The following is a 26434-nucleotide window of genomic DNA, read 5'->3' as shown; positions in this document are numbered from 1 at the left end:
GGTGCCTGTTTTTTTATCGCCTATCAAGCCATCAGCATGGACATTTCCCACCAGCCGCTCGATCCGCACTGGGGAAGCGCGCCTCAAGGCAATAACGGTAGAAGTCATTGCGGCTCATCGGCGTGGCATCCGGATGACGCTCGTGCATGTGTTGCAGGTAGTACTCATAGTCGTGAATGCCCACCATCAAGCGGCAGGTCTGCACGACCTTCTTTGCCGCCTCCCTGATGCCGGTCAGCCAGTCCGAACCCAAGCTGTAACGCTCGAACTCGGCACGGCTCATCGGCATGCCGTCTGCGTGGCTGGCGGTATGGCTGGCGAGGTAACGCTCGTAGGCATCGCCCTCCTCTCCCATCGTCGTCGGCGGAGCCGGCTCGCGCCGGCCGCCACGCAGTGTTGAAGCCAGACTGGATAGATCAAGCACGATTCGGCACCGGTTCGCCACGCAGCTGGATTTCAGCTTCACGCATCGTCGGGTTGCGTGCAGCCAGAGCGCGACGGATGTTGAAGAACGCCGCCACCAGCATCACCACCGCCACCAGCATGAAGAAGCCGCACAGCGCCGCGTTGATTTCGTTGTTGAAGGCGATACGCTGCATATCCTCGACCGTCTTGGCTGGCGCAAGCAAGGTGCCATGCGCAGCAGCGGCGTTGAACTTGTCGGCCACGGCGAGGAAGCCGATCTTCGGATTACTGCTGAAAATCTTCTCCCAGCCGGCGCTCATCGAGGTGATGAAGAGCCATGCGGTCGGCAACACAGTGACCCACGCGTAACGTTCTTTCTTCATCTTGAACAACACCACGGTGCCAAGGATCAGCGCCATCGAGGCCAGCATCTGGTTACCGATGCCGAACAGCGGCCACAGCGTATTGATGCCGCCGAGTGGGTCGACCACGCCTTGGTAAACGAAGTAGCCCCAGCCCGATACCGCCACGGCCGTGCCGATCAGGTTGCCCGCCCACGAACGGCTGCGGCCCAGGCCCGGCACCACGACACCGGCCAGATCCTGCACCATGAAGCGGCAAGCGCGCGTGCCGGCATCCACAGCGGTGAGGATGAACAACGCTTCGAACAGGATGGCGAAGTGATACCAGAACGCCATCATCGCCTTGCTATGGAAGATTTCCGTGATGATGTGCGCCATGCCCACCGCGAACGTCGGTGCGCCGCCAGCGCGGGACAGAATGCTCTTCTCGCCGACATCCGCCGCGATCTGGCTGAGCATCTCCGGCGTAATCATGAAGCCCCACTGATTGATCGCCAGCGAGGCGGATTCAACCGTCTTGCCGATCAATGCCGCCGGCGAATTCAAAGCGAAGTAGACACCCGGATCGATCACCGAGGCGCAGATCAAGGCCATGATGGCGACGAACGACTCCATCAGCATCGCGCCGTAACCGATCACGCGCATGTGGCTTTCGCGCTCGACCAGCTTGGGCGTGGTGCCGGATGCTACCAGCGCGTGGAAGCCCGAGATCGAACCGCAGGCAATGGTGATGAACAGGAACGGGAACAGGCTGCCGGCGAACACCGGGCCAGAGCCATCGATAAAGCGCGACACCGCCGGCATCTTCAGATCTGGCGCAGCAAACACGATGCCGATCGCCAAGCCGACGATCACGCCGATCTTGAGGAAGGTAGAGAGGTAATCACGCGGGGCCAGCAGCAGCCACACCGGCAGCACCGATGCCACGAAACCGTAGATCACCAGCGCCCAGGTCAGCTCGGTGCCATGCAGCGTAAACAGCGGACCGAAGGTCGGGTCTTTGGCGATATCGCCGCCATAGATGATCGCCAGCATCATCAGCACGAAACCGATCACCGAAATCTCGGCAATGCGGCCCGGGCGGATAAAGCGCATGTAGATGCCCATGAAGATGGCAATCGGGATCGTTGCAGCAATGGTGAACGTGCCCCACGGACTGTCGGTCAAGGCTTTCACGACCACGAGCGCCAAGGCGGACAGGATGATGATCATCACGCCCAGCGCACCGAGCATCACAACCACGCCAGCGAATGCGCCCAGCTCTTGCTTGGCCATTTCGCCCAGTGAGCGGCCATCGCGGCGGGTAGAGATGAACAGAATCAGGAAATCCTGCACGGCACCTGCCAGCATCACGCCGATCAGAATCCACAGCGTGCCGGGCAAGTAGCCCATTTGCGCCGCCAGGATCGGGCCGACCAGCGGGCCGGCACCCGCAATGGCAGCGAAGTGGTGGCCGAACAGCACCCACTTGTTGGTCGGCACGTAGTCCAGGCCGTCGTTGCGGCGCTCGGCCGGCGTCATGCGCCGGTCATCCAGCTCAAAGACTTTTTCAGCGATAAAACGGCTGTAGAACCGGTATGCGATTGCGTAACAAGCTACCGCCGCCGTCACCAACCAGACCGCATTGACGTGCTCACCACGGCTAAGTGCGAGTGTGGCGAACGCAAATGCGCCCACCAAACCCACCACCAACCATATCCCCCACTGCTTGACTGCTTTCATGCTGACTCCTGATCGGATCATTCGGATGCGCTCGCCATGCTAACCCAGCATGCAGATGGCATGTAGTCGATTTGATATAACTACTTTTTTCCACCGCGCGATAGTCCGCCGTAGAGAACGAATGCCGGTATCAGTGTTTTCCCGAATGCGATCAGAAGATCACGCCAGCTTGAGACCAACAATGCCGGCCAGGATCAGGCAAATCGATGCAACCCGCAGCAAGTTGGCCGGATCGCCAAACCAGACGATACCGAGCACGACCGTACCGACCGCGCCGATACCGGTCCAGATGGCGTAGGCCGTACCGGCTGGCAGATGCTTCATGGCATAGGCCAGCAGCACCATGCTGATGGTGGCGGTAATACCGAAGGTAATAGATGGGATCGGTTTGCTGAAGCCGTCAGAGGCTTTCAGCGCCAGGGCCCAGGCGACCTCGAAGAGACCGGCGAATATCAGGGCAAGCCAAGGCAGGAAGGTGGGGGACATGATCAACTCCCGGTGGGCGGGGTCGTCCCCATCAATGGAAAACGGTGTGGGGTCGTCCCCACACCGTCGTAAACGAACCAAGCTTACCGGCGATCAATCCACATGGCAGCGAACAATCACCGGCCGAGTGTGGCAATCAGGCCAAGCCACGTTCCAGATCAGCGATCAGGTCGTCGATATTCTCCAAGCCGACCGAAATGCGGATCAGCCCTTCACGGATGCCGGCCGTAGCACGCGCTTCCGGCGTGACACGGCCGTGCGTGGTACTAGCCGGGTGCGTAATCGTGCTGCGTACATCACCGAGGTTGGCGGTGCGGGAGAGCAATTGCACGCGGTCGATCAGCTTCCAGGCTGCCTCGCGGCCGCCCTTGACCTCGAACGACACAATGCCGCCACCGCCTTTCTGCTGCCGTTGCGCCAACGCATATTGCGGGTGCGACTCCAGCCCAGGGTAGAAAACGCGATCAATCTCTGGCCGGCTTTCCAGCCACTGCGCCAGCTTCAGCGCATTCTCGCAATGCGCACGCATGCGGATCGGCAGCGTTTCCATGCCTTTGAGGATCACCCAGGCGTTGAAGGGCGAGAGACTTGGGCCGGCAGTGCGCAGGAACAGGTAAACCGGATCGATCAGCTCTTTCTTGCCAACTACCGCGCCGCCGAGCACCCGGCCCTGCCCATCCAGATACTTGGTGGCGGAATGCACCACCAGATCAGCGCCGAGTTTCAGCGGTTGCTGCAGGATCGGCGTGCAGAAGCAGTTATCGACCGCCAGCAATGCGCCGTTGGCGTGGGCAACCGCCGCAATCGCGGGAATATCGGCCACTTCAGTCAGCGGATTGGATGGGGTTTCGAGGAAGAACAGCTTGGTGTTCGGCTTGACCGCCGCTTGCCACGCTGCCGGATCAGTCGCGCTCACGTAGCTGACTTCGACGCCGAACTTCACGAAGTAGGTATTGAAGAGCTGGATCGTCGCGCCAAACAGGCCGTTCGATGCAACGACGTGATCGCCCGCTTTCAGATGCGCCATGCCAAGCGCCAGGATCGCCGCCATGCCGGACGCCGTCGCAATCGCTTTCTCGCCGCCTTCCAGCGCCGCGAGCCGCTCTTCGAACGCTGTCACCGTCGGGTTGGTGAAGCGCGAATAGATGAAACCGGGAATCTGATTGGTGAACTTGAGCGAGGCTTCTTCGGCGCTGCCGACACAGAAGCTCGAGGTCAGATACATCGCATCCGAATGCTCGCCAAACTCGCTGCGCGTGGTACCGGCGCGGATGGCGAGGGTATCGGGGTGAAGGTCGTCGAAATCGAAATCTTGCATGGGAGAAATCCTTGAAACGCCAACGGGAGCCATTGCCCCCGCTGAGTAACTGCCCGCGAACAAAGCCCCGCTGGCAAGGCGTGCGAAGCGCAGACAGTACAAGTCGTACGGCAAGCGAGCAGAACGCAGCCAGCGGGACTTTGTTCGTGGGCGCTAAATCAAATTCTGTTCCGCTACGCCAATGTTCAAATCCAGCAGCCGGCTATCCGGATCGCCTTCCTTGGATTTGGCAGACAGCGGCGACAGACGCTTGGCTTCCAGCTCATCCAGGTAGGCATCGGTGATATCACCAGTAATGTAGTTGCCATCGAAACACGAGGTTTCAAACTCGGTGATCTTGCCGCCGCTGGCATCGCTACAGGCTTCGATCAAGGCGCTGAGCTCCTGATAGATGATTGCATCGGCACCGATCTCTTCGGCGATCTGCTCGTCCGTACGGCCGGTCGCGATCAGCTCGGCACGGGTCGGCATGTCGATGCCATAAACGTGCGGGAACTTGACTGGCGGGGCGGCGGAAGCGAGGTAGACCTTCTTCGCGCCACAGTCCCGCACCATCTGCACGATTTCCTTCGAGGTCGTGCCACGCACGATCGAATCGTCGACCAGCAGCACGTTCTTGCCACGGAATTCGACTGCAATCGGGTTGAGCTTCTGGCGCACCGACTTCTTGCGGCTGGCCTGCCCCGGCATGATGAAGGTGCGGCCGATATAGCGGTTCTTGATGAAGCCCTCGCGGTACGGCAGCTTGAGTTCGTTGGCCATTTCCAGCGCTGCATCGCGGCTGGTGTCCGGGATCGGGATCACTACATCGATATCAAGCGCCGGCACCATGCCGCGCACTTTATCCGCCAGACGCATGCCCATGTTCAGGCGGGCTTCATGCACCGAGATCCCGTCGATGACGCTATCCGGCCGGGCAAAGTAGACGTGTTCGAAGATACACGGCACCAGCTTTGCATGCGGGTGGCACTGGCGGCTGGAGAGCTTGCCGTCGAACGAGACATAGACCGCCTCGCCCGGTGCAACATCGCGCATGAATTTGAAACCGAGCGTGTCGAGCACGACCGATTCGCTGGCCACGATGTATTCCGGGCCTTCGGCTGTTTCGTGTACGCCCAGCGACAGCGGGCGGATACCATACGGATCACGGAAGGCGATCAGGCCAAAGCCTGCCACCAATGCCACGACCGCATAAGCGCCACGCACGCGCTGATGCACGGCGGTCACGGCATCGAAAACGATTTCCGGCGTCAGCGCCAAGCCGTTGGTGCGCTTGGACAGCTCGTGCGCCAACACGTTGAGCAGCGCTTCGGAATCGGAATTGGTGTTGATGTGCCGCAAATCGGTGCGGTACATCTCGTCTTTCAGTTGCTTGTCGTTGGTGAGGTTGCCGTTGTGCGCCAGCACGATGCCGAACGGGCTGTTGACGTAGAACGGCTGTGATTCGGCCAGGCTGGAAGCCGAACCTGCCGTCGGGTAGCGCACATGGCCAATGCCGGCATTGCCGAGCAACGAGCGCATGTTGCGGGTGCGGAACACATCGCGCACCAAGCCCTGGCCTTTATGCATGTGGAACATCGGTCCTTCGGCGGTCACGATGCCGGCAGCATCCTGGCCCCGATGTTGCAGGACCAGCAGCCCGTCATACAGCATCTGGTTGACGGGGGTTTTGGCGACAAGGCCGACGATGCCACACATATTCAACGATCCTCAAAACACATAAAAACGGCCACCCGGAAACGCCTTCCGGGCAGCTTCATTCAAACTTGATGCGCTCCGCCAGCCCCTTGGGCAGCCAAGGCACAGCCATTTTCGCGGCAGCTTCGAACGGCGGGCTGAACATGGCATCGCGCCACATGCTCGACTGCGGGAAAGCAGTCAGGCCAGACAACAACACCAGCAACAAGACAAACAAGACGCCACGCGCGAGTCCAAACAATGCGCCCAGCAAACGATCCAGCGGATTCAAACCGGTCGCCTTCAGGAACTGGCTGATCGTGATCCGCAGCAAGGCCGCAAACAGCCAGACGCCACAGAAAATCGCCACCATCGCGGCCAAATAGCGCAAGCGCTCGTCCGGAATTCCTTTGGGCATATACACCGATATGGAGTCGGCATAGTGAATTGCCAACCAGCTCGCAGCGATCCACCCGACCAGCGCCATGACCTCTTGCACCAAGCCACGCATGACGGCGAGCGAAATGGACAAACCAACGATGGCGAGGATTGCGTAATCGAAACCGGTCACAGCGAACTCAATGCACCAATTGCGGGCTATAGCCGAGCGCTGCAGCCTTCTGCAGCAGCGCCTTGGCATGGGCATCGTCATTGGCGGCGATACGAATACGCGTCAGCGCAACGCCCTTGCCATTGACTGCCTCACCATAGGCTGGCAAGCCATTGGCCTTGAGTTTGCCAAGAATCTCCGTCACTTTGGCCTTGTCGCTATATGCACCGATCTGCACGTAGGCATGGGCGCTGACATGCTTTTCAGCAGCGGGCTTGGGTGCTTCGGCTTCATCCATGCCATCCAGAATCCGCTGTGGATCTTTGACAGGCTTTGGAGTCGGCTTTACTGGCTTTTCGACAGCAGGTTTTTCGACAGGCTTGGACTCGGCCGGCTTCGGTTCGATCAACTTTGCTTCAGCCGGCTTCGGCGTGACTTTCGGCTTTGGTGCTGGTTCGATCTGCAGATGCTCGACTTGGGAGTTAACCAGCTTGCCCGGCAGCACTTGCGGCGCAACAGGTGCGGGCGTTGTTTTATCGGTTGCGGCGACGACCGGAGCAGCCGGTACTGCTGGAGCAACAGCTTGTGAGGAAGAGGAAGTAGAAGTCGTTGCGGCTGGCGCCGGCTGGGCAGCGGCGTTGGCGCCACTGGCCGATGTGCTGGGCGCACTGGCGATGATTTCGACTGGATGGGTCAAGGCAACGGGCGGCTCGCCATCCAGCACGGTCCAGAGGACGACCAGTGCAAAGATGACCAAGGTCACCGCGCCGATCAAGCGGCGGCGCGCACGTTTACGGAGTTGCTGGAGTTCTTCGCTAACGTTGTCTCGTGCCATATCCGCTATCGACCGCGTGCCGCCATGACTTCAGCGACGGTGTAGAAGGAACCAAAGGCGAGGATTCTATCATTGTCGCCGGCCGCCTGCGTGGCGGCTTTCCATGCCCCGGCAACCGATTCGAATGCGGTCACCCGCGCCTTGGGCTGCAACGCGGCAATGCGTTGCGCTAGTTGGTCGGCCGGCTCCGCCCGCGGCAAATTGGGAGCTGCTGCGTACCAGCGATCAATCCGGTCGCCCAGAATGCGTACGACCGCTTCAATATCCTTGTCCGCCATCATGCCGAACACGGCATGGGTGGTTTCGGCATAGCCCATTTGATCGAGCGCGGATTTGAGCGCCCGCGCCGCATGCGGGTTGTGCGCTACATCGAGCACGGTTTGCGGGCGGCCGGGCAAGACTTGGCAACGTGCCGGCCATTCGACTTCCAGCAAGCCCCGCTTGATGTCGTTGAGGCTGATCGGCAGCTGTTCACGCAGCGCATCGAGCATGGCCAAGGCCACCGAGGCATTGCCCAGCTGGTACTGCCCACGCAGCGCTGGCAATGGCAATGCATGGCGACGGGTATCACCACGCCAGAACATCCACTGTTGCCCTTCCGCCTCTTTCTGCCAGCCGAAGTCACGACCGATGAATTCCAGCGGCGTGCCCTGCTCGGCGGCCACAGCGGCCAAACTTTGCGGCGGCTCGGCATCGCCGCAGAACGCGGGCTTGCCAGTACGGAAGATGCCGGCTTTCTCGCGGCCGATGTCTTCGCGGTTGTCGCCAAGGTAGGCTTGATGATCGAGGTCGATGCTGACCACGCAGGCTGCATCGCCATCGAAGATATTGACGGCATCGAGCCGGCCGCCCAAGCCGATTTCCATCACCGCGACATCAACCTTGGCATCGATGAAAATCTTCATCGCCGACAACACGCCAAATTCGAAATAGGTCAGCGAGGTATCGCCACGCTCAGTTTCGATAGCTCGGAAGCTATCGACCAAGGCCTCATCGCTGGCTTCCTGCAGATCGACCGTGACGCGCTCGTTGTAGCGCAGCAAATGCGGCGAGGTATGCGTGCCGACCTTGTAGCCGGCACAGCGCAGGATCGTCGAGAGAAAGGCGCAAACCGAGCCCTTGCCATTGGTGCCGGCCACGACCAGCACCGGAAAACCGGGCTTGAGGCCCATCACGTCCCGCACGTGCGAAATGCGGGCAAGGCCCATATCGATGGCCTTGGGATGGGCTTGTTCCAGATGCGCGAGCCACTCATCGAGCCGACCCGCGTCAAATGCCGCCATCAGGATACAACCGGGGCGGGTTGTTTCTGGAACAACGTCAGCAACTGGGCAATTTGCAGACGCATTTCGCGGCGGTCGATGATCATGTCGATTGCGCCCTTCTCCAGCAGGAACTCGGAACGCTGGAAGCCTTCCGGCAGGGTTTCGCGCACGGTCTGCTCGATCACACGTGGGCCGGCAAAGCCGATCAGCGCGCCCGGCTCACCGATCACCACGTCGCCCAGGAAGGCAAACGAGGCGGACACACCGCCCATGGTCGGATCGGTCAACACCGAGATGAAGGGGAGTTTCTTGTCGGCCAGCCGCGTCAGCACCGCGGAGGTCTTGGCCATTTGCATCAGCGAATTCAGGCCTTCCTGCATCCGCGCGCCACCCGAGGCCGCCACGCAAATAAACGGCAGGTTGTTCTCGAGCGCCACTTGCACGCCGCGCACGAAGCGCTCGCCAACCACCGAACCCATCGAGCCGCCGATGAATTTGTACTCGAACGCCGCAATCACAACCGGTACGGTGAGGATCGCGCCCTGCATCACGACGAGCGCATCATCTTCGCCAGTGCTTTGCTTGTAGGCTTCGATCTGATCCGCGTAACGCTTGGTGGCTTTGAACTTGAGGATGTCGACCGGCTGCACTTCCGCGCCGATTTCAAAGCGACCTTCGGCATCCAACAACAGATCCAGGCGACGACGCGCCGAGACCGCATTGTGGTAGCTGCACTTTGGGCAAACATCGAGATTGTTCTCGAGGTCGGTGCGATAGAGCACCGCGCTGCAGGCCGAGCACTTGTACCACAAGCCTTCCGGCACCGCGGACTTGGAACCCGGCTCGCGGCTTTTGATCTTCGGGGGCAGCAGTTTTTGCAACCAGCTCATTGTTTACTCCTGTGTACTTTGCGTGATCGGTCTCTTTGAAAAAAGGAACCAGATCAGGTGCGAGCGGTATCCATGGCGGAACGGACGCCCGCGAGAAAAGCAGTCAATCGTTCGGCAAGGCCGGCTTCACCGGCCTCTACTTCCTGCACCAGCCGCGAACCAATCACGACCGCATCGGCCACACCGGCCACGCGGCGGGCGGTATCTGCATCACGAATGCCGAAGCCGACACCAATCGGCAGCGAAATGTTCTTACGCAGCTCAGCCAGTTTGGCGGCAACGCTATCCACATCGAGGTGAGCCGCGCCGGTCACACCCTTGAGCGATACGTAATACACGTAGCCGCGCGCCAGGCGCTGTACGGCGAGCTGGCGCGAAACCGGCGTGGTTGGGGCCAGCAGGAAAATCAGATCAAGACCGTGGGCTTTCAGGATACCCGCGCATTCGTCGGCTTCTTCCGGCGGCAGATCGACGGTCAGTACGCCATCAACGCCCGCCTCGGCAGCAGCTTTGGCAAATACCTCGTAGCCCATGGCTTCAACCGGGTTGGCATAGCCCATCAGCACGACTGGCGTTTTGGTATCGGTCTGGCGGAATTCGGCGGTCATCGCCAGCACCTGGCGTAACGAAACACCATGTGCCAAGGCGCGTTCGGAAGCACGCTGGATCACAGGGCCATCGGCCATCGGATCGGAAAACGGCACCCCGAGCTCGATGATGTCGGCACCACCGGCAACGAGTGCATGCATCAGTTTGACGGTAACGCCCGGATTCGGGTCGCCAGCGGTAATGAACGGGATCAGCGCCTGACGGCCCTGAGCCGCCAGCGCCTGCATCGTGGATTCGATTCGGGACATTGTGTGTGATCTGCTAGGCTCTGTTGACATTTGTTTCACGACTGCGTTTGGGGCAGTTCGGGATGCAGCGTTGGGCCGCGAAGCGCGCCGTGGTATGGATACCACCAGCGATTCGCGGCACGGCGATGCGCCCGAAATGCCCCAAACCCGAAGGGCTGGGCCAGAAAAAGGTCAACCACGTTGTTCCGCTCCTAGGTAATAACCGGTTATTGCCGTCGTCGCGCGCCTAGTGCTGGACCTTTTTCTGGCCCAGCGCAGCCGCGAAACAAATGTCAACAGAGCCTAAAGCTGGATGCCGTCGAGCTTGGCGATGGTCGGAATATCCTTGTCGCCGCGACCGGACAGGTTGACGAGCAGGACTTGATCCTTGGAAAGCGTCGGCGCGAGCTTGCTCGCATAGGCCAAAGCATGGCTGGATTCGAGCGCCGGAATGATACCTTCATAGCGGCACAGATCGTGGAACGCCTTGAGCGCTTCGTCATCCGTCACGGCGACGTATTCAGCACGGCCGATGTCCTTCAGATAACTGTGTTCCGGTCCGACGCCAGGGTAGTCGAGGCCGGCGGAGATCGAATGTGTTTCGACGATCTGGCCGTTTTCGTCCTGCATCAGATAGGTGCGATTGCCGTGCAGCACGCCGGTCTTGGCGTTGGCGGTCAGCGGTGCCGCATGACGGCCGGTTTCGACGCCATCGCCACCAGCTTCGACGCCGATCAGGCGCACGCCCGGCACTTCAATGTAAGGATGGAAAATACCAATAGCGTTGGAGCCACCACCAACACAGGCAATGACCGCATCCGGCTGGCGGCCGATCATGTCTTGCATCTGCACCTTGGCTTCATCGCCAATTACGCACTGGAAATCACGCACCAGCATCGGGTACGGATGCGGGCCGGCACAGGTGCCGATGATGTAATAGGTGGAGTCGACATTGGTCACCCAGTCGCGCATCGCTTCGTTCATCGCATCCTTGAGCGTCTTGCTGCCTGAGGACACTGGCACGACGGTCGCGCCCAGCAGCTTCATGCGGAATACGTTCGGCGACTGGCGAGCGACGTCTTCAGCCCCCATGTAAACCACGCATTCCAGACCATAACGTGCCGCGACCGTTGCCGAAGCGACCCCGTGCTGACCAGCGCCAGTTTCGGCAATCACGCGCTTCTTGCCCATGCGGCGTGCCAACAAGGCTTGGCCGATGGTGTTGTTCACTTTGTGTGCGCCGGTGTGGTTCAGGTCTTCACGCTTGAGGAAAATCTGTGCGCCGCCGAGTTGTTCGGACCAACGCTTGGCGTGATAGACCGGGCTCGGCCGGCCAACGTAATGCTTGAGTTCATAGCGGTATTCCGCCATGAATTCCGAATCATTGATTGCCTTTTCGTATTCGATGCGCAATTCATCGAGCGCAGACATCAGCGTTTCGGCGACATAGATGCCGCCATGCTGACCGAAGTGGCCGCGTTCGTCGGGTTGGTGGTAATGGAGCGGTTCGTTCATTGCTTTCTCGCTTGGCAGACCGTTAACCGGCTGCATGGACAGCCCGGATAAAGGCCGTGATTTTCGCAGGATCTTTCACGCCACGCGCGGCTTCTACGCCACTGGACACATCGACCGCCCACGGCTGCACTTGCAGGATCGCGTCGGTCACATTATCTGGATTGAGGCCGCCGGACAGAATCAGCGGTAGCGGCAACGCCTTTGGCAACAACGACCAATCGAATGCCTCACCGGTGCCGCCCGGCGTTCCGGCGACATAGGCATCGACCAGTACGCCTTTCGCATCCGGGTACAGCGCGCAGTATTCTACCAAATTTGTATCCGGTTTTACCCGCACAGCCTTGATATAGGGACGACCAAACTGACGGCAGTACGCCGGAGACTCGTCGCCATGGAACTGGAGCAGGTCGATTTGCGTGCGTTCAATCACCTGACGAACCAAGGCTGGATCGGCATCGACGAACAGCCCGACGGTGCTCACAAAGGCCGGCAGCGCTGCAACGATGGCTCGAGCGGTTTCGATTTCGACGTTGCGCGGACTTGGCCCATAGAAGACCAGACCAATCGCATTGGCACCGGCCTGAGCAGCCTCGACAGCCATTGCTACATCGCGCAGGCCGCAAATCTTGATACGGGGAATCATCAGATCAATCCGTGACGGGGTTCCGGCTCGGTCGGTAAGCCGTATTCGGGCGGATAGCTTACACCAGCCAGGTAGAGTCCGTCTGGCATGAACGTTGGTGGGGCGATGCTTCGGTCCTGTGCAGCCAGTAATTCAGCGATCCATTCCGGCGGACGGTTGCCCTTCGCCACATGCAGCAGCGCACCCATGATATTGCGGACCATGTGATGCAAAAAGGCGTTGGCGGAGAAATCGAAGTACAGCAAAGTGCCCTCGGCGTGCATCTCCAGCCGGGTCAACGTTTTAACGGGCGTCTTGGCTTGGCATTCCGCAGCACGGAAGCTGGAAAAGTCGTGCTCACCGAGCAATAGCGATGCCGCGGCACGCAATGCATCGAGATCGAGCGGCTGATGCATCCACCCCACCCTACCCGCCCACAAGGCAGGCCGCACGGGGTGGTTGAGCAACAGATAGCGGTAATGGCGCGCAGTTGCGACAAAGCGTGAGTGGAAATGATCCGGCACTTCCTTCGCCCACAGCACTGCAACACCCTGCGGCAAAAAGCTATTCACACCGCGCACCCAGGCGGTGATCGGCCGCTTGGCATCAGTATCGAAATGGACAATCTGTCGACTAGCGTGCACACCCGCATCGGTACGCCCGGCGGCATGCGCCCGAACCGGGTGACCGGCCATTTGCATCAACGCACGCTCCAGCTCCGCCTGCACGGTCGTGACTTGCGGCTGGATTTGCCAGCCGCTAAAAGCGCGGCCGTCGTATTCCAGGGCCAGCACATATCGGGTCGTCATGCCCCGATCCAATGTCGATTCAACGCTTTACTCAACTCAATCAATCCAACGGTTATTCGATTCATGCCCGGCCACTCACCAACGCACGCAAAAAGACAAGTGGCGTGCGTTGCCTGCCGGCAACTTCACGCCACTTGTACCACATCAGGCACCGGGCATGCGCCCGGCCCTGCACCCGAGATTACAGCGTATCGAGCAAGCCCTTCGCCTCGTGCTGCTGCGTTGCATTCCCCTCGCTGATCGCTTCTTGCAGGATTTCGCGAGCACCTTCGACATCGCCCATATCGATATAAGCCTTGGCCAGATCAATCTTGGTTTGGACCGGATCATCTGCGGCGAAATCAGCCTCGCCATCGGCAACAGGCACCGGTGCAGCATGCACCTCTTCCAAACCACCTAGGTCGAGATTGATATCGTCGAGATTCAGATCATGCGCAACTTCGGCTGCCGGAGCAGGCACCGGCGCAGCCGCAGCCGGCTCATCCAGCGAGAAATCAAAATCCAGGCCAATATCGCCACTTGCAGCAGGAGCAGTCGCCTCGACGACGGTCGGAGCAGGTACTGGCGCGGGAGCCGAAGAAACCTCTTCCAGCAATGAATCCAGAGAGAAATCCAGATCCGTCGCGTCGAGATCGTCGGCATGTGCTTCAGCCACCGGCAATTCGCCCGGCACCGTATCGACAAAACCGTGTGATTCAAGCGCTGCAGGCGCTGCGACGACTGGAGCGGCTGCAGGCGCAGCAGCGGCCTCTTCACCCGGCACGACAAAGTCATCGAGGTCGAAGCCCAGGTCATCCACGACCTCTGCAGGTGCCGCTTCTGCAACTGGCGCGGTCGGGGCGGTGAAGCCAAGATCGAGCGGCTCGGCCTCAAGCAGTGGTTCGACCGGTGTTTCGAGCATCTCTACCGACTCTGGCGCGCCCAGATCGAAGTCCAGCTCTTGCGCACCAGCCATTGCTGCGACCGGAGCCGCAACGGCAACAGTCGTAGCAACCGTAGCGGCCATGGCAGCAGTCGAAACAAAATCACCGCCATCGCCAGCAGGCTCTTTGCGCTGATACAGCGGATTTTCCGGATCGATGTTGCGGCCCATGAACGCGGCCTGTTCCCAGATCGGACCCTGACCACTCAGCTGGGCGTACAGATCGGCAGCAATTTCCTCGAATGCCGTCTTGTCTTTGCGTGCTGAATAGATCTCTAGCAGCTTCAGACGAACTTCATGCCGGCCCGGATCCTTGACGAGCGCATCACGGAGAATTTCCTCCGCTTGGGCATCGCGCCCATAGGCCATGTAGACCTCGGCTTCGGCGATCGGATCGACTTCATCGGTATCGATCGTGCCCAAGCCTTGGCGGCTGAAGTCGGTCAGGAAGGAGTTTTCGGTCGGTTGGGTGCTGATCACTGCACCGCCGGTATTGCCGAGCACCGTATTTGGCTTCAGATCACCACCGGTGATGATGCTATCGGCAAAGTTGGCCGGACGACGACGACGCGCCCAAACCAAGCCGCCAATACCGGCCACAATGGCCAACAAGCCACCACCCAGCAATAGCGGGTTGCCAAGCAAGGTATCCAGGAAGGATTCCTCTTCTTGGACCGGCGGTGCGACAGGGGCTACACGTTTCTTGGCCGGTGCACTGGCAACCACTGCAGGCGCCGAAGCAACTGCACTCGCAGGCGCAGCCACTACTTCAGATGCAACGGCAGATGCAGCTGCCACCGTCGACGCCACAGCGGCAGCAGATGCAGCCTCGACCTTGGCTGCCGCGGTCGTGCTCTGCGCAGCTGGAGCCGATGCGCCAGCTGCAACGGCGGCCGATGCCTTAGCCATACCGGTTGCCGCCGAGGCGCCCATCTTGCTCTTCACTGCGAGCGTTTTTTCCATGTCGCGAACGTTCTTTTGCAGTTCGCCGACACGTTGATTTGCTTCATCCAGCGCCTTTTGGCGCGCTGCGGCCTCTTCCTCCAGCGCATTCACGCGCGCCTGCTGGGACGAAGTGCCTTGCTTGCCCTTGGCATCGGTGCCCTTGGACAGCTTCAGCACATCCTTGCCAGACTCGGTCTGGCTTGCGCCCTTGTCTTCAACCTTCGCGGTAATCTTGCCGGAAGCAGCCTTGTCTTCAACGGCTGCAGCCGGCTGTTTGCCAGCAGCTTCAGCCAATTTGCTGCGATAGCCCTTCCAATCTTCGGCCTGGACCTTGATCTCTTTGGCCGCTTCGCTCTTGCTGACCGACTCGATTTTTTCCTTTTCCGGAATCTGCAGAATCTTGCCACGCTTGAGCCGATTCATATTGCCGGCAAAAGCGTCTGGATTGGTCTTATATAGGCTGACCAGAACCTGCTCAAGGTTCACACCGTCCGGCTTGACCTGCTTGGCAATTGACGACAGCGTATCGCCCGGCTTAACGGTATACGAGTCAGCCCCTTGCCCCTCGCTGGTATTCGTGGTCGCGGGCGGCGCCTTTGCCGATTCTTCCGTCGCTGCAGCGGGCGCTTTTTTCGCGTGCCGCCCCTTGCCAGAGACCCTGGGTGCCTTCACGGCACTGGAAATCGAGCCCGGCAATGTCTTGTTGGCAAAGCGATCCGATGATTCCTGCGCACCACCGGCAGTGCTGGAACCGCCATAGCCAACCGGATCGATCAGCGCGGTATATTCACGCTGGATACGCCCGGATGCCCAATTCAAATCAACCAGCAAATCAAGGAACGGCTCGCCAACCGTTTGAGAAGACGTAACGACCACATAGTACTGACCGCTGGCCCGCTTCTCGATATTGAAACGAAGACCGAGAGACGTCGGCGGATAAGCAATCTGCGCATTGGTAAACGCCTCTGGCGAGGCAAGACTCACGGCAAGCGAATCGGCTTCACTGGGCTGCACGGCCACCAGATCGATTTCGGCGCGGAAAGGCTGACCGATACCGGACAACACATTTAGGCGACCCAAGCCTGCCGCTTGGGCAGACCACGACGTCGCCAACAACATGGCAAGCGCGCAAGCTTTGTATTTCAACTGGATCGGCACGATTCTCCCCCAAGGCATATTTGTACCAGCACGACGCTTCTATAAGATATCGGCTCGGAACATAGCACCACCTTACATCAAGGCGCAAGGCGCAGCAAAAAGCTGCATCAATCAGTTGCAGATATAGCAAATTAACTAATCGAACTGGAAATATTTTTTACTACCGGAAACAACCACCACTCAAATTCCATTAGCACATCCACACAACTAAAAACAGCGCACTGTCAATCCTCGATCCAAACTGATCGCTGCCGTGGCACACAATCAAGACGCCAGTTCAGCAGCGCCCATTTCCACAGCAAATCCAAATCCGCATTACCCAATTCAGCCGGCGGATTTTGTCCTAGATATTTGAGCGCACGCCATAAATCAGGCGCAGCCTCGCCAGCCTGCAGCGGTAAAGCGAGAGTCTGTTTGCTGAGCTTTTCCCCCGCCGCATTGACCAGCACGGGAATATGCCCATATTCGAGGATTGGTAATCCAAGGCATTTCTGTAAATAAATTTGCCTTGGCGTCGAATCAAGCAGGTCTGCACCACGCACCACATGGGTCACGCCTTGATCCGCGTCATCCACTACCACGGCGAGTTGATAGGCAAACAAACCGTCAGCCCGGCGCAACACGAAATCACCAACCTGTTCATCCAGACGCTGCTGTTGCTCCCCTTGAATCACATCGCTATATCGTATCGGCTCCGCACTTACTCGCAACCGCCACGCCCGCGGCGCCTGCCCTGGCCGCAAGCCATTCCGACAAGTACCTGGATAGACTGGGCCATCAATACCGGCACGGGCGATCGATGCCACCTCCTTGCGGGTACACGAACAGGGATAAAGCAGATCGCGATCACGCAATCTTTCCAAAGCCAATTCATAAGCAGGACCACGCAGGCTTTGATATTTCACTTCGCCATCCCAGGCAAAACCATATGCCTCCAGCACCCGTAATATCCGCCCGGCAGCCCCTGCCATCATCCTCGGCGGATCAAGATCCTCCATGCGAACCAACCATTCCCCACCACGCGAACGCGCCTCCAGATAACTGGCGACGGCAGCCAGGAGCGACCCCATGTGCAGCTCACCGGTTGGGCTTGGCGCAAAGCGCCCACGATAGATTGGGGAATCAGGCATTACGAATCGACACAAACTCGGGTTATCTGGATGGCTGTAACCGGTGGGCTTACTGGGGCGAGCTTTGTTAGAATGATGGATTGTCGCAAGAACAGCCAAACTAGAGGATACGCCATGACTTACGTCGTCACCGACGCCTGTGTGAAATGCAAGTACACCGACTGTGTCGATGTATGCCCGGTCGACTGCTTTCACGAAGGTCCGAATTTTCTGGTGATTGATCCGGACGAATGCATCGATTGCACATTGTGCGTGGCCGAATGCCCGGTCGAGGCGATCTACGCCGAAGACGATGTGCCGGAAAACATGTTGCAATACATTCCGCTGAACGCCGATCTCTCGAAGACATGGCCCGTCATTGTCGAAAAGAAAGACCCGCTACCGGATCACGAACAATGGGCAAGCGTTGTCGGAAAAATCGACCAGATCGAGCACTAAGCGTAACGCTGCCAGCAACACCGCATTCACATCAAATACCGCCGCTTGAGAAAGTGGCGGTATTTGTTTAGAATGCTCGATTCTTCGCCTTGCCTGACCGTCGTCGCACGCGGCAGGCTTTTACCCAAAAGGAGCATTCATGCGACATTACGAGATTGTTTTCATCGTGCACCCGGATCAAAGCGAGCAAGTGCCCGCGATGATCGAGCGCTACAAATCCCTGATCGCAACCGGCAACGGCCAGATCCATCGCCTGGAAGACTGGGGCCGCCGTCAACTGGCTTACCCGATCCAGAAGATCCACAAGGCTCACTACGTGCTGATGAACGTTGAGATCAGCCAGGAAACCCTGGACGAACTCGAGCACGCCTTCAAGTTCAACGACGCTGTCCTGCGCCATCTGACTATCAAGATGGAACACGCCGTGACCGAAGCGTCGCCGATGATGAAGGAAGAAAAGTCCAAGTCGCTGACCGGCCCAGAAGGCCAAGTTGCTGCGGCTTAAGTGCTGGATCGCAATCGAGTCGAACTGAGCGGAACGCTCGTTGAATTACCGGTTTTACGCCACAGCCCGGCAGGTGTACCCATCCAGGCCTGTGTGATCAGCCACCAATCGCAACAACATGAAAATGGTGCAACACGACGTGTTGTAGCAGAAGTTGAAGCGATGGCGATCGGCGAGATCGGCATCAAGTTGGGCAGGATAGGTATTGGCAAGTTAGTCCGCGTGAGTGGATTTATCGTCAGTGCCAATCAAAAGCAAGCCCGGCGACTCGTACTGCATATCGATGAATTTGAATTACTGAATTGAGGTCAACCATGTCCCGCAACCTGTTCAAGCGCAGAAAGTTCTGCCGCTTTACCGCCGAAGGCATCAAAGAGATCGACTACAAGGACACCGCGATCCTGAAAGATTTCATCGCTGAAAACGGCAAGATCATCCCGGCTCGCATCACCGGCACCAAGGCGCGTTATCAGCGTCAACTGTCGGCCGCTATCAAGCGCGCGCGCTTCCTGGCACTGCTGCCGTACACCGATCTGCACTAAGCCGAGGAGAAAGAACCATGCAAATCATTCTGCTCGAGAAAGTCGGCAACCTGGGTCAACTGGGCGATGTGGTCAAGGTCAAAGACGGCTTTGCCCGTAACTTCCTGATCCCGCAAGGCAAGGCCAAGCGTGCTTCCGAAGCCAACCTGAAGGAATTCGAAGCCCGCCGTGCGGAACTCGAAGCCCGTCAGGCTGAAATCCTTGCTGGCGCGCAAACCCGTGCCGAAAAGCTGGTTGGCGCGTCCGTTACCGTTGCTCAGAAGGCTGGTGTTGATGGCCGTCTGTTCGGCTCCGTAACCAACGCCGATATCGCTGCTGCGTTTACCGCTGCCGGTACTGAAGTAGTCAAGTCGGAAGTCCGTCTGCCCGAAGGCCCGTTCAAGGCTATCGGCGAATACGATGTGACCCTGGCGTTGCATCACGACGTGACCGTCGAAGTGAAGGTTGTAGTGGTCGGCGAGCAATAAGCCACCCACTTGCTTCACCGTAAAACGGGGCATCCTTCGGGATGCCCCGTTTTTCTTTGGCACTCATCTACCCCAGATGACAGCCGACACAAAATACAGCCGGCAAGCGGGTAGAATCTACACTAGTCGTCCATTACCCCCCTACGCTCCGCAGACCAATCAGCCATGCGCAAACTCAGCAGCCCTACCGAAATTGCCAGAGAAACGCTGAAAGAAATGGCGACGCAACGGCTGGACCCAACACCAGACCATTACACCGATATCTATCACACGATTGCCAACACTCCGGATGAGGAACGACTTCCTGAGTTGGCCAAACAAATCGAGCAAGCGCTTACCGAGCTACCGCGTCAGTCCCCGGAATTGGGACGCACGCTCGAACAACTAAAAAAGGCCAATCGCAGCAGCGAATGGAGTGCGGTTCCCGCCCTCGTCATCAAGTATATCGAGCTACAAGGCGGCCAATCCCAACTCACGCGCGCTTGGGTCGATCTGATTCGCGATCTGATCCGACAATGGGATTTGCGCAATCCAGCCTATCCACCCAGTCGGAAAAGTGAATCGCTAGAACGGGTATTGATTCACTTCGGCAATGATCCCGAACAATTGAACGACAAGTTGTCCGGCTTGATACGCAGCTGGGGCGAAACCGGCACTGAATCCGAGAATAGCAGTAACGGCACAGCCGACAACGCTCCCCTCCCCGCCGACACCCAGCTCTCTCAACCCGCATCAGGCACACCAGATATCTCCGGCAACCTGGTGCCATGGCAAGACGCCCTATCGCAGACACTCATCCTTGGCCTGGTGCCGAGGCTGACCCACTACCCGGATCTGGCCGACGAGGCGCGTACTTTCGGCACGCGCGTCGGCGGCGTCATGCAGGAAGGTGATCTGGGCTTGTTGATCGCCCAGATGAAGAAGTTCTGGCGCCGCCTCGAGCTGGTCAACGAGCAAGAACAGCGGCTCTGTGACGGTCTGCTTAACCTGCTGCGATTACTCACCGACAACATGAGCGAAATCGTCGTCGAGGATGAGCATCTGCATGGTCAGATCGCTGTTGTCCAGCAGATCATGCAGCAACCGCTCGACATGCGACTGATCTACGATGCCGAAGTCGGCCTCAAAGAAGTCATCTACAAGCAAAGCATCCTGAAGAAAAGTCTGCTGGAAGCGCAAGACGCCCTTAAATCGATGATCGCCACCTTCATCGATCGGCTGGGTACGCTTTCCGACAGCACCGATCATTATCACGGTCGTATTGCCACCTATGCCGAGCAAATCCAGCAGGCACACGACCTCGAAGACATTCAGCACGTGATGGCCGACCTTCTGCAAGACACGCGCTCCATGCAGCTCGATGTTCGGCGCAATCGTGACGAAATGATGGAAGCACGTAGCCGCGTCAATGAAGCGGAAGAAAAAATCCGCCAGCTGGAAAGCGAATTGCGCGAGGTCAGCGAAAAAGTCCGCGAAGACCAGATGACCGGGGCGTTGAATCGGCGCGGGCTGGAAGAATCATTCGATACCGAGGCCGCGCGCGCGCAACGCAGCGGCAAACCGCTATCGCTCGCCCTCCTCGATATCGACAACTTCAAGCAACTCAACGACCAGCGCGGCCATGCCGCCGGGGATGCCGCACTTGTGCACCTTGTTCGAGTGATCAAGGATTTGTTACGGCCAACCGATATCGTGGCGCGTTATGGCGGCGAGGAATTTGTACTGCTGTTCCCGGAAACACGCCTGCCTGAAGCGATTCCCGTCCTGCAACGCCTGCAGCGTGAACTGACCAAGCGTTTCTTCATGCACAACAATGACAAGGTGCTCATCACCTTCAGCGCTGGCGTGACTGAAGTCGCACCCGGCGAGCACCGGGCGGGAGTGATTGAGCGTGCGGACACTGCCATGTATCGGGCCAAGAAAGCCGGCAAGAACCGCGTGGTCAGTACGACGCCGGGATCTACGTCAGAGGAATGAATTGATGGGATCGTCGTTAAGAAAAAGCCAGCACAATGTGTGCTGGCTTTTTTATGTGTCATCGACAGGTCAGGCAAATCAACCTTCGATAAACAATTCCTCAGGATGAACGACGGCCGTCCCCAACTTGCCCACCACCACGCCAGCAGCCCGATTGGACCAAGCCATAGCGTCCGGCAATGCCAGTCCAGCAGCCAACATCAGACCAAGCGTGCCGATCACGGTATCCCCAGCACCCGATACATCAAACACTTCTTGCGCCACCGTCGGCTGATGCGCCACGCCCTGCGAGCGGAATAGCGTCATCCCCTCCTCGCTACGGGTAATCAGCAGCGCATCCAGATCAAGCTGCTCACGCAAGGCTTGCGCCCGCATCATGAAATCAGCCTCGTCCCGCCAACTTCCAGCTACCTGCTTGAATTCACTACGGTTCGGCGTGAGCAGCGTTGCGCCACGATATGGCGTGTAATCATCACCCTTTGGATCGACCAGCACCGGCTTGCCGACAGCCTTTGCCGCCGCGATCATTTCCCGCACGTGCAACAGCCCACCCTTGCCGTAATCGGACAAGATCACCACATCGACCCCAGCCAACACCCGGCGGAACTCATCAAGCTTGTCAGCAAGAATGTCGTGACTGGGCGTTTCCTCGAAGTCGATACGCAGCAATTGTTGCTGCTTCGCCAAGACGCGCAGCTTCACCGTCGTGGCGATCCCTGGGTCGCGATACAACCGTGTTGCCACACCCTCGGCCTGCAACAGTTTTTCCAGGCTACCGCCTGCTTCGTCATCACCCACCACGGCCAGCAATTCAACCTTGCCGCCCAGCGCAGCAATATTGCGCGCCACATTGGCCGCACCACCGGCCCGCTCCTCACTCTTGCGAATACGCGCCACCGGCACCGGTGCTTCCGGCGAAATACGTTCGACGTCGCCAAACCAGTAGCGGTCGAGCATGACATCACCGGCGACCAGAACACGTGCACCAGCGATCGCGGCCTGCAGATCAGAGAGCTTCATATCCGCCTATGTCCTTACCGCTTACAGACGCCCGATCGCGTCATATTCAATACCGTACTCGCGCACGAAAGACGGCTCATACAAATTGCGCCCGTCGAGAATCAACGGCCGTTTGAGTTTTTGTTTGACCGCTTCGAAATTAGGCACCTGGAACTGCTTCCATTCGGTCACGATCAGCAAGGCGTCGGCCCCGTCGAGCGCGCCCATCGGATCAGTCGCGTAAGCAACCCGATCGCCCAGATGGCGGTGTGCCTCTTTCATTGCGACCGGATCATAGGCAATCACTTTAGCGCCACGTGCCAACAAGCCTTCGATCAGCACCAGGCTCGGCGCTTCGCGCATATCGTCGGTCTTGGGCTTGAACGCCAAGCCCCATACGGCAAAGGTGAAACCGGCCAGATTTTCGCCAAAACGGGCAATCAGCTTTTTCAATAACAGGTGTTTCTGCGCATCGTTCACTGCTTCGACTGCACCCAGCACTTGCATGGGCATGCCGTTTTCCAGTGCCGTCTGTTGGAGAGCCTGTACGTCCTTCGGGAAACACGAACCGCCATAACCGCAACCCGGATAGAGGAAGTGGTAACCGATACGCGGGTCGGAGCCGATACCGCGCCGCACGTGCTCGACGTCGGCACCCAGCTTTTCCGCCAGATTGGCAATTTCGTTCATGAACGAAATTCGCGTCGCCAGCATGGCGTTGGCGGCGTATTTGGTCAGCTCGGCGGAGCGGATATCCATGATCAGCGTGCGATCGTGATTACGCTGGAACGGGTGGTAGATCGCCTTCATCACATGAATGGCGCGCTCATCTTCCGCACCGACGACGATACGATCCGGTCGCATGAAGTCGTCGACCGCCGCCCCTTCCTTCAAGAATTCAGGGTTCGAGGCCACGCTGAATTCCAGCGTAATGCCTCGTGTGGCAAGCTCTTCCGCCACGACCGCCTTCACTTTTTCCGCCGTACCGACCGGCACCGTCGATTTGTCGACAATCACTTTGTAGTCGGTCATCAAACGGCCGATGTTGCGTGCCGCGGCCAATACGTATTGCAGATCCGCCGAACCATCTTCATCCGGAGGCGTGCCAACTGCGATGAACTGCACCGTACCGTGCTGAACCGATTCGGCGATATCCGTCGTGAACTTGAGTCGCCCGGCTTCTACGTTGCGCGCAACGATATCGTCCAGACCTGGCTCATAAATCGGGATGCCTCCTGCATTCAGGAGATCAATTTTCTTGGCATCCAGGTCAAGGCAAACCACGTCATTGCCATATTCGGCCAAGCAAGCGCCAGTCACGAGGCCGACATAGCCAGTGCCAATCACGGTGATTTTCATGCGATTTCCAAGGTTCGGTTGATGGTTTGCAGCGTGGCGAGGGGATCAGCACTCTGGGTGATCGGGCGACCGATGACCAGATAATCGCTGCCGGCAGCCACGGCGGCTTGCGGCGTCATGACACGGCTCTGGTCATCGAGCGCGGCATCAGCTGGGCGGATGCCGGGGGTAATCAGCTTGAATTCTCGACCACATGCCTGTTTCAACAAGCTGGCTTCCTGCGCCGAACAGACCACGCCATCAAGCCCGCAATCCTTCGTCAGGCGAGCGAGCCGCTCCACTTGTACCACCGGGTCTGGCAGGCCGATTTCGGCAAGTTGGGCGGCATCCATGCTGGTCAGCACGGTCACAGCGATCAACAAGGGGCGCTGCGGCAGCGCTTCCAGCGCTTCACGCGTGGTTTCCATCATCTTGCGCCCGCCCGAAGCGTGCACATTGACCATCCACACACCAAGGCCGGCGGCCATTTTGCAGGCTTGCGCGACGGTGTTCGGGATATCGTGGAATTTCAGATCGAGGAAGACATCGAAACCGCGCGCCACAAGGGCTTCGACAAGCTGCGGACCAGCGGCGGTAAAGAGCTCCTTGCCCACCTTGAGCCGGCATTGATCCGGGCTGACACGGTCGGCGAACGCCAAGGCGGAAGTTGCGTCGGGATAATCGAGCGCAACGATGATACGGGGGTCGGACATTTAATAGCTTTCCGTTTGATGCAGACGATTCTTGCGGCCGCGCACCGGCGCAAAGGCTTCCCAGGCGGTGCAGGCCGGGCAATGCCAGAAATACTGCTTGGCCTTGAAACCGCAATGATTGCAGAAATACATCGTTTGCTCACGGGTGGCGTCATTGAGCAATTTCACGATGATATCCAGCTCGGCCTTCTGCTCATCCGGCGCCACCAACATGTGGGCTTCGAGCACTTTTCGCAGGCTAGGCATGGTTGGATGGGTCTGCAGCCGTTCACGCACAAAAGCATAGGCAGCATCGAGGCCACGTTGGGCCAGCATGCGCTCGTAGGCGAGATCGAGCACGTCGAGTTCTGGATATTGCTGCAGCAGACGTAGCAGCAAGGTTGTGCCCTCCTCGCTCTGACCCAAGGCTTCGTACGCAGCCAGGAGCTGGCGCGCGGCCAAGGCTAGATAAAGCGGATCCTGCATTTCCAGCTGCAGCCAATGATCGATCGCGGCCTGATGGTCGCCTGCCGCATAAGCAATCTCACCCAGTATCAAACGCGCGCGCGCGCATTGGCGGTTGGCTTCCAGCGCTTGCTCGAGAAAGCCCAAAGCTTCTTCGGTATGCGAGCGCGTGTGCGCCTGGGCAGCAAGTTCGCAATAGAACTGAGCAATTTCGTGCTGATAGTTATGGCTGTCATCGCGCAGCTGGCGCGCCGTTTCAATCGCCTTGGGCCAGTCCTTTTCCTGCTGATACACCGCCAGCAACTCGGTGCGAGCCTGGCGCGCGTAATCGGTATTGGCCAGCTCGGTGAGGATAGTCTCGGCACGATCGAACAGGCCGGCCTTCATGAAATCCTGCGCCAGCTCGAACTGGGCCTGCTGTCGTTGCACTGCGTTCAGATCGCGCCGCGTCAGCAACTTCTGGTGCATGCGGATGGCCCGTTCCAGCTCGCCACGGCGGCGGAACAGGTGACCCAGCGTGAACTGCAGCTCGACTGTTTCGGCATGGTGGCGAGCGATATCGACATACACGTCGACGGCGCGATTGGTCTCGCCATTCAGCAGGAAATTGAGGCCCTTGAAATAGGACGCGGGCAAGGAGCGTGTTTCAGACAATACGTGCTTGATATCCACACGCGCCGCCAGCCAGCCCAAACCGAAAAAGACGGGGAATGCGATCAGCCACCAGAATTGGGAATCAGGCATTGAATGAACCAGTGGGCTTAGGGAATGACAGGTTGTATGGCAAGGCCGGATCAGACCGCATCGCGCGGCTGTTCAAACACCACGTCCGGCGCGGGTGGGGTGATGGTATTGCGGCTGCGCAACTCGCGGCGCAGCTTGATCATTTCACGGCGATAGCGGATCACCTTGGTCACCAGCGCCAACATGCCGCACAACACCCCAACGGCAAAGCAGACGAACAGCTGGATCGAGAGTGATGCCGTCCAGGCCTTGCCAAAGAAGAAGTTCAAGGTCACGGGCTCCGCGTTGTTCAACGCAAAACCGAGCAGGACACAAAAGACGACAAACTGGATCAGCCAGAGGAGGTAGCGCATGGGAACTCGCTTGAGACTCGCTAGATGGGAAGGTGCTTGCTGCGTGGCCTGCATTGTAGCCGATTCCACGGTGACTCAGCATGCGGGCAACACGCAAGCTTTCACGGCCACCAATGAAAAACGGCGCCCCCGAAGGGACGCCGTTCGACGCAGGCAAGCGACGATTTACAGCAATTCGTCGACTCGCTCGCGCAATTCTTTGCCAGCCTTGAAATGCGGCACAAACTTTTCCGGTACCTCTACTTTGGTGCCGGATTTCGGATTGCGCCCCAATCTTGGCGGACGGTAGTTGAGGTCAAAGCTGCCAAAACCACGAATCTCGATGCGACGACCTTGCGCGAGGCTTTTCGCCATCGCATCGAGAATAGTCTTGACGGCCAACTCAGCATCTTTCGCTACGAGCTGCGGATAGCGCTCAGCGAGTTTTGCAATGAGTTCCGACTTGGTCATACCACCCCTCAAGACGC

The 26434-nt window shown here is 58.7% G+C and carries 27 protein-coding genes; 6 read left to right on the top strand and 21 right to left on the bottom strand.

Annotation, left to right across the window (positions count from 1 at the left end):
• Positions 1–31: 31 nt before the first annotated feature.
• From BR41_RS25525 to gluQRS, 15 genes are all read right to left on the bottom strand, one after another.
• A complete protein-coding gene (locus BR41_RS25525) occupies positions 32–424 on the bottom strand; it encodes a CstA-like transporter-associated (seleno)protein (RefSeq protein WP_035054151.1) in 393 nt (130 codons plus the stop codon).
• The gene (locus BR41_RS06195) at positions 417–2489 is read right to left on the bottom strand and encodes a carbon starvation CstA family protein (RefSeq protein WP_035054148.1); all 2073 of its coding nucleotides are present in this window, start codon (positions 2487–2489) and stop codon (positions 417–419) included. Before BR41_RS06195 ends, BR41_RS25525 begins: the two co-directional genes overlap by 8 nt.
• 159 nt (positions 2490–2648) lie before the next feature.
• The gene (gene sugE, locus BR41_RS06190) at positions 2649–2975 is read right to left on the bottom strand and encodes a quaternary ammonium compound efflux SMR transporter SugE (protein WP_245615813.1); all 327 of its coding nucleotides are present in this window, start codon (positions 2973–2975) and stop codon (positions 2649–2651) included.
• A gap of 136 nt (positions 2976–3111) precedes the next feature.
• Complete coding sequence (locus tag BR41_RS06185) at positions 3112–4293, bottom strand: O-succinylhomoserine sulfhydrylase (protein WP_035054146.1); 1182 nt, start codon at positions 4291–4293, stop codon at positions 3112–3114.
• 153 nt (positions 4294–4446) lie between these two features.
• Positions 4447–5991: an amidophosphoribosyltransferase gene (gene purF / locus BR41_RS06180; RefSeq protein ID WP_035054144.1), complete on the bottom strand. Its 1545-nt coding sequence runs from the start codon at positions 5989–5991 to the stop codon at positions 4447–4449.
• Positions 5992–6049: 58 nt separating this feature from the next.
• On the bottom strand, positions 6050–6541 hold the full coding sequence (locus BR41_RS06175; protein ID WP_035054142.1) for a CvpA family protein: 492 nt from the start codon (positions 6539–6541) through the stop codon (positions 6050–6052).
• Between the two features lie 7 nt (positions 6542–6548).
• Positions 6549–7355, bottom strand: coding sequence for an SPOR domain-containing protein (locus BR41_RS06170; protein ID WP_035054140.1), 807 nt, complete (start codon positions 7353–7355; stop codon positions 6549–6551).
• A gap of 5 nt (positions 7356–7360) precedes the next feature.
• Positions 7361–8638, bottom strand: a complete 1278-nt coding sequence (folC, locus tag BR41_RS06165) for a bifunctional tetrahydrofolate synthase/dihydrofolate synthase (protein ID WP_035054139.1) — start codon at positions 8636–8638, stop codon at positions 7361–7363.
• Complete coding sequence (gene accD, locus BR41_RS06160; protein ID WP_035054137.1) at positions 8638–9510, bottom strand: acetyl-CoA carboxylase, carboxyltransferase subunit beta; 873 nt, start codon at positions 9508–9510, stop codon at positions 8638–8640. The genes folC and accD overlap by 1 nt, the downstream gene beginning before the upstream one ends.
• A gap of 53 nt (positions 9511–9563) precedes the next feature.
• Complete coding sequence (gene trpA / locus BR41_RS06155; protein ID WP_035054134.1) at positions 9564–10367, bottom strand: tryptophan synthase subunit alpha; 804 nt, start codon at positions 10365–10367, stop codon at positions 9564–9566.
• Positions 10368–10649: 282 nt separating this feature from the next.
• On the bottom strand, positions 10650–11861 hold the full coding sequence (gene trpB, locus BR41_RS06150) for a tryptophan synthase subunit beta (RefSeq protein ID WP_035054131.1): 1212 nt from the start codon (positions 11859–11861) through the stop codon (positions 10650–10652).
• A 22-nt stretch (positions 11862–11883) separates the two neighbouring features.
• On the bottom strand, positions 11884–12504 hold the full coding sequence (locus BR41_RS06145; RefSeq protein WP_035054129.1) for a phosphoribosylanthranilate isomerase: 621 nt from the start codon (positions 12502–12504) through the stop codon (positions 11884–11886).
• The gene (truA, locus tag BR41_RS06140) at positions 12504–13292 is read right to left on the bottom strand and encodes a tRNA pseudouridine(38-40) synthase TruA (protein WP_035054126.1); all 789 of its coding nucleotides are present in this window, start codon (positions 13290–13292) and stop codon (positions 12504–12506) included. The genes BR41_RS06145 and truA overlap by 1 nt, the downstream gene beginning before the upstream one ends.
• A 181-nt stretch (positions 13293–13473) precedes the next feature.
• A complete protein-coding gene (locus tag BR41_RS06135; RefSeq protein ID WP_169741256.1) occupies positions 13474–16317 on the bottom strand; it encodes a motility hub landmark protein FimV in 2844 nt (947 codons plus the stop codon).
• Between the two features lie 224 nt (positions 16318–16541).
• On the bottom strand, positions 16542–17432 hold the full coding sequence (gene gluQRS, locus BR41_RS06130) for a tRNA glutamyl-Q(34) synthetase GluQRS (RefSeq protein ID WP_211251686.1): 891 nt from the start codon (positions 17430–17432) through the stop codon (positions 16542–16544).
• A 129-nt stretch (positions 17433–17561) separates the two neighbouring features.
• Between gluQRS and fdxA the strand changes: the two genes are divergently transcribed.
• The 6 genes from fdxA (at position 17562) to BR41_RS06105 (ending at position 21376) form a co-directional block, all read left to right on the top strand.
• On the top strand, positions 17562–17885 hold the full coding sequence (fdxA, locus tag BR41_RS06125; protein WP_035054120.1) for a ferredoxin FdxA: 324 nt from the start codon (positions 17562–17564) through the stop codon (positions 17883–17885).
• 139 nt (positions 17886–18024) lie between these two features.
• Complete coding sequence (rpsF, locus tag BR41_RS06120; RefSeq protein ID WP_035054118.1) at positions 18025–18390, top strand: 30S ribosomal protein S6; 366 nt, start codon at positions 18025–18027, stop codon at positions 18388–18390.
• Entirely contained in the window at positions 18391–18696 is a 306-nt protein-coding gene (gene priB / locus BR41_RS23495; protein ID WP_084186870.1) for a primosomal replication protein N, read from the top strand.
• Positions 18697–18704: 8 nt separating this feature from the next.
• The gene (rpsR, locus tag BR41_RS06115) at positions 18705–18932 is read left to right on the top strand and encodes a 30S ribosomal protein S18 (protein WP_035054116.1); all 228 of its coding nucleotides are present in this window, start codon (positions 18705–18707) and stop codon (positions 18930–18932) included.
• 17 nt (positions 18933–18949) lie between these two features.
• Positions 18950–19399 carry a 50S ribosomal protein L9 gene (rplI, locus tag BR41_RS06110; RefSeq protein WP_035054114.1) on the top strand — a complete coding sequence of 150 codons (450 nt, stop codon included), beginning with the start codon at positions 18950–18952 and terminating at the stop codon, positions 19397–19399.
• 165 nt (positions 19400–19564) lie between these two features.
• Complete coding sequence (locus BR41_RS06105; protein WP_035054112.1) at positions 19565–21376, top strand: GGDEF domain-containing protein; 1812 nt, start codon at positions 19565–19567, stop codon at positions 21374–21376.
• Positions 21377–21454: 78 nt separating this feature from the next.
• Here BR41_RS06105 and rfaE1 read toward each other — a convergent pair whose 3' ends face one another.
• The 6 genes from rfaE1 to BR41_RS06075 all read right to left on the bottom strand — a co-directional run bounded on the left by rfaE1 (position 21455) and on the right by BR41_RS06075 (position 26417).
• Complete coding sequence (rfaE1, locus tag BR41_RS06100) at positions 21455–22396, bottom strand: D-glycero-beta-D-manno-heptose-7-phosphate kinase (RefSeq protein WP_051710327.1); 942 nt, start codon at positions 22394–22396, stop codon at positions 21455–21457.
• Positions 22397–22417: 21 nt separating this feature from the next.
• Entirely contained in the window at positions 22418–23734 is a 1317-nt protein-coding gene (locus BR41_RS06095) for a UDP-glucose dehydrogenase family protein (RefSeq protein ID WP_035054109.1), read from the bottom strand.
• Positions 23731–24426 (bottom strand): orotidine-5'-phosphate decarboxylase, encoded by a 696-nt coding sequence (gene pyrF / locus BR41_RS06090; protein WP_035054107.1) that lies wholly within the window; start codon positions 24424–24426, stop codon positions 23731–23733. The genes BR41_RS06095 and pyrF overlap by 4 nt, the downstream gene beginning before the upstream one ends.
• On the bottom strand, positions 24427–25614 hold the full coding sequence (gene lapB, locus BR41_RS06085) for a lipopolysaccharide assembly protein LapB (protein ID WP_035054105.1): 1188 nt from the start codon (positions 25612–25614) through the stop codon (positions 24427–24429).
• Between the two features lie 50 nt (positions 25615–25664).
• A complete protein-coding gene (locus BR41_RS06080; RefSeq protein ID WP_035054103.1) occupies positions 25665–25967 on the bottom strand; it encodes a LapA family protein in 303 nt (100 codons plus the stop codon).
• A 165-nt stretch (positions 25968–26132) separates the two neighbouring features.
• On the bottom strand, positions 26133–26417 hold the full coding sequence (locus BR41_RS06075) for an integration host factor subunit beta (RefSeq protein WP_035054101.1): 285 nt from the start codon (positions 26415–26417) through the stop codon (positions 26133–26135).
• Positions 26418–26434: the final 17 nt, after the last annotated feature.

The organism is Andreprevotia chitinilytica DSM 18519, assembly GCF_000711875.1.
GTDB lineage: Bacteria > Pseudomonadota > Gammaproteobacteria > Burkholderiales > Chitinibacteraceae > Andreprevotia > Andreprevotia chitinilytica.
Note: the sequence above shows the minus strand (reverse complement) of the source record. Positions and strands in the feature narration are given on the sequence as shown.

Coding starts and splice junctions, on each gene's coding strand:
- BR41_RS06170 (WP_035054140.1), bottom strand. CDS start 7,355: ATGGCACGAGACAACGTTAGCGAAGAACTCCAGCAACTCCGTAAACGT.
- trpA (WP_035054134.1), bottom strand. CDS start 10,367: ATGTCCCGAATCGAATCCACGATGCAGGCGCTGGCGGCTCAGGGCCGT.
- rpsR (WP_035054116.1), top strand. CDS start 18,705: ATGTCCCGCAACCTGTTCAAGCGCAGAAAGTTCTGCCGCTTTACCGCC.
- pyrF (WP_035054107.1), bottom strand. CDS start 24,426: ATGTCCGACCCCCGTATCATCGTTGCGCTCGATTATCCCGACGCAACT.
- rpsF (WP_035054118.1), top strand. CDS start 18,025: ATGCGACATTACGAGATTGTTTTCATCGTGCACCCGGATCAAAGCGAG.
- BR41_RS06105 (WP_035054112.1), top strand. CDS start 19,565: ATGCGCAAACTCAGCAGCCCTACCGAAATTGCCAGAGAAACGCTGAAA.
- rplI (WP_035054114.1), top strand. CDS start 18,950: ATGCAAATCATTCTGCTCGAGAAAGTCGGCAACCTGGGTCAACTGGGC.
- lapB (WP_035054105.1), bottom strand. CDS start 25,614: ATGCCTGATTCCCAATTCTGGTGGCTGATCGCATTCCCCGTCTTTTTC.
- accD (WP_035054137.1), bottom strand. CDS start 9,510: ATGAGCTGGTTGCAAAAACTGCTGCCCCCGAAGATCAAAAGCCGCGAG.
- rfaE1 (WP_051710327.1), bottom strand. CDS start 22,396: ATGAAGCTCTCTGATCTGCAGGCCGCGATCGCTGGTGCACGTGTTCTG.
- BR41_RS06195 (WP_035054148.1), bottom strand. CDS start 2,489: ATGAAAGCAGTCAAGCAGTGGGGGATATGGTTGGTGGTGGGTTTGGTG.
- BR41_RS06095 (WP_035054109.1), bottom strand. CDS start 23,734: ATGAAAATCACCGTGATTGGCACTGGCTATGTCGGCCTCGTGACTGGC.
- BR41_RS06075 (WP_035054101.1), bottom strand. CDS start 26,417: ATGACCAAGTCGGAACTCATTGCAAAACTCGCTGAGCGCTATCCGCAG.
- trpB (WP_035054131.1), bottom strand. CDS start 11,861: ATGAACGAACCGCTCCATTACCACCAACCCGACGAACGCGGCCACTTC.
- purF (WP_035054144.1), bottom strand. CDS start 5,991: ATGTGTGGCATCGTCGGCCTTGTCGCCAAAACCCCCGTCAACCAGATG.
- BR41_RS06185 (WP_035054146.1), bottom strand. CDS start 4,293: ATGCAAGATTTCGATTTCGACGACCTTCACCCCGATACCCTCGCCATC.
- truA (WP_035054126.1), bottom strand. CDS start 13,292: ATGACGACCCGATATGTGCTGGCCCTGGAATACGACGGCCGCGCTTTT.
- sugE (WP_245615813.1), bottom strand. CDS start 2,975: ATGTCCCCCACCTTCCTGCCTTGGCTTGCCCTGATATTCGCCGGTCTC.
- BR41_RS06080 (WP_035054103.1), bottom strand. CDS start 25,967: ATGCGCTACCTCCTCTGGCTGATCCAGTTTGTCGTCTTTTGTGTCCTG.
- BR41_RS06145 (WP_035054129.1), bottom strand. CDS start 12,504: ATGATTCCCCGTATCAAGATTTGCGGCCTGCGCGATGTAGCAATGGCT.
- folC (WP_035054139.1), bottom strand. CDS start 8,638: ATGGCGGCATTTGACGCGGGTCGGCTCGATGAGTGGCTCGCGCATCTG.
- fdxA (WP_035054120.1), top strand. CDS start 17,562: ATGACTTACGTCGTCACCGACGCCTGTGTGAAATGCAAGTACACCGAC.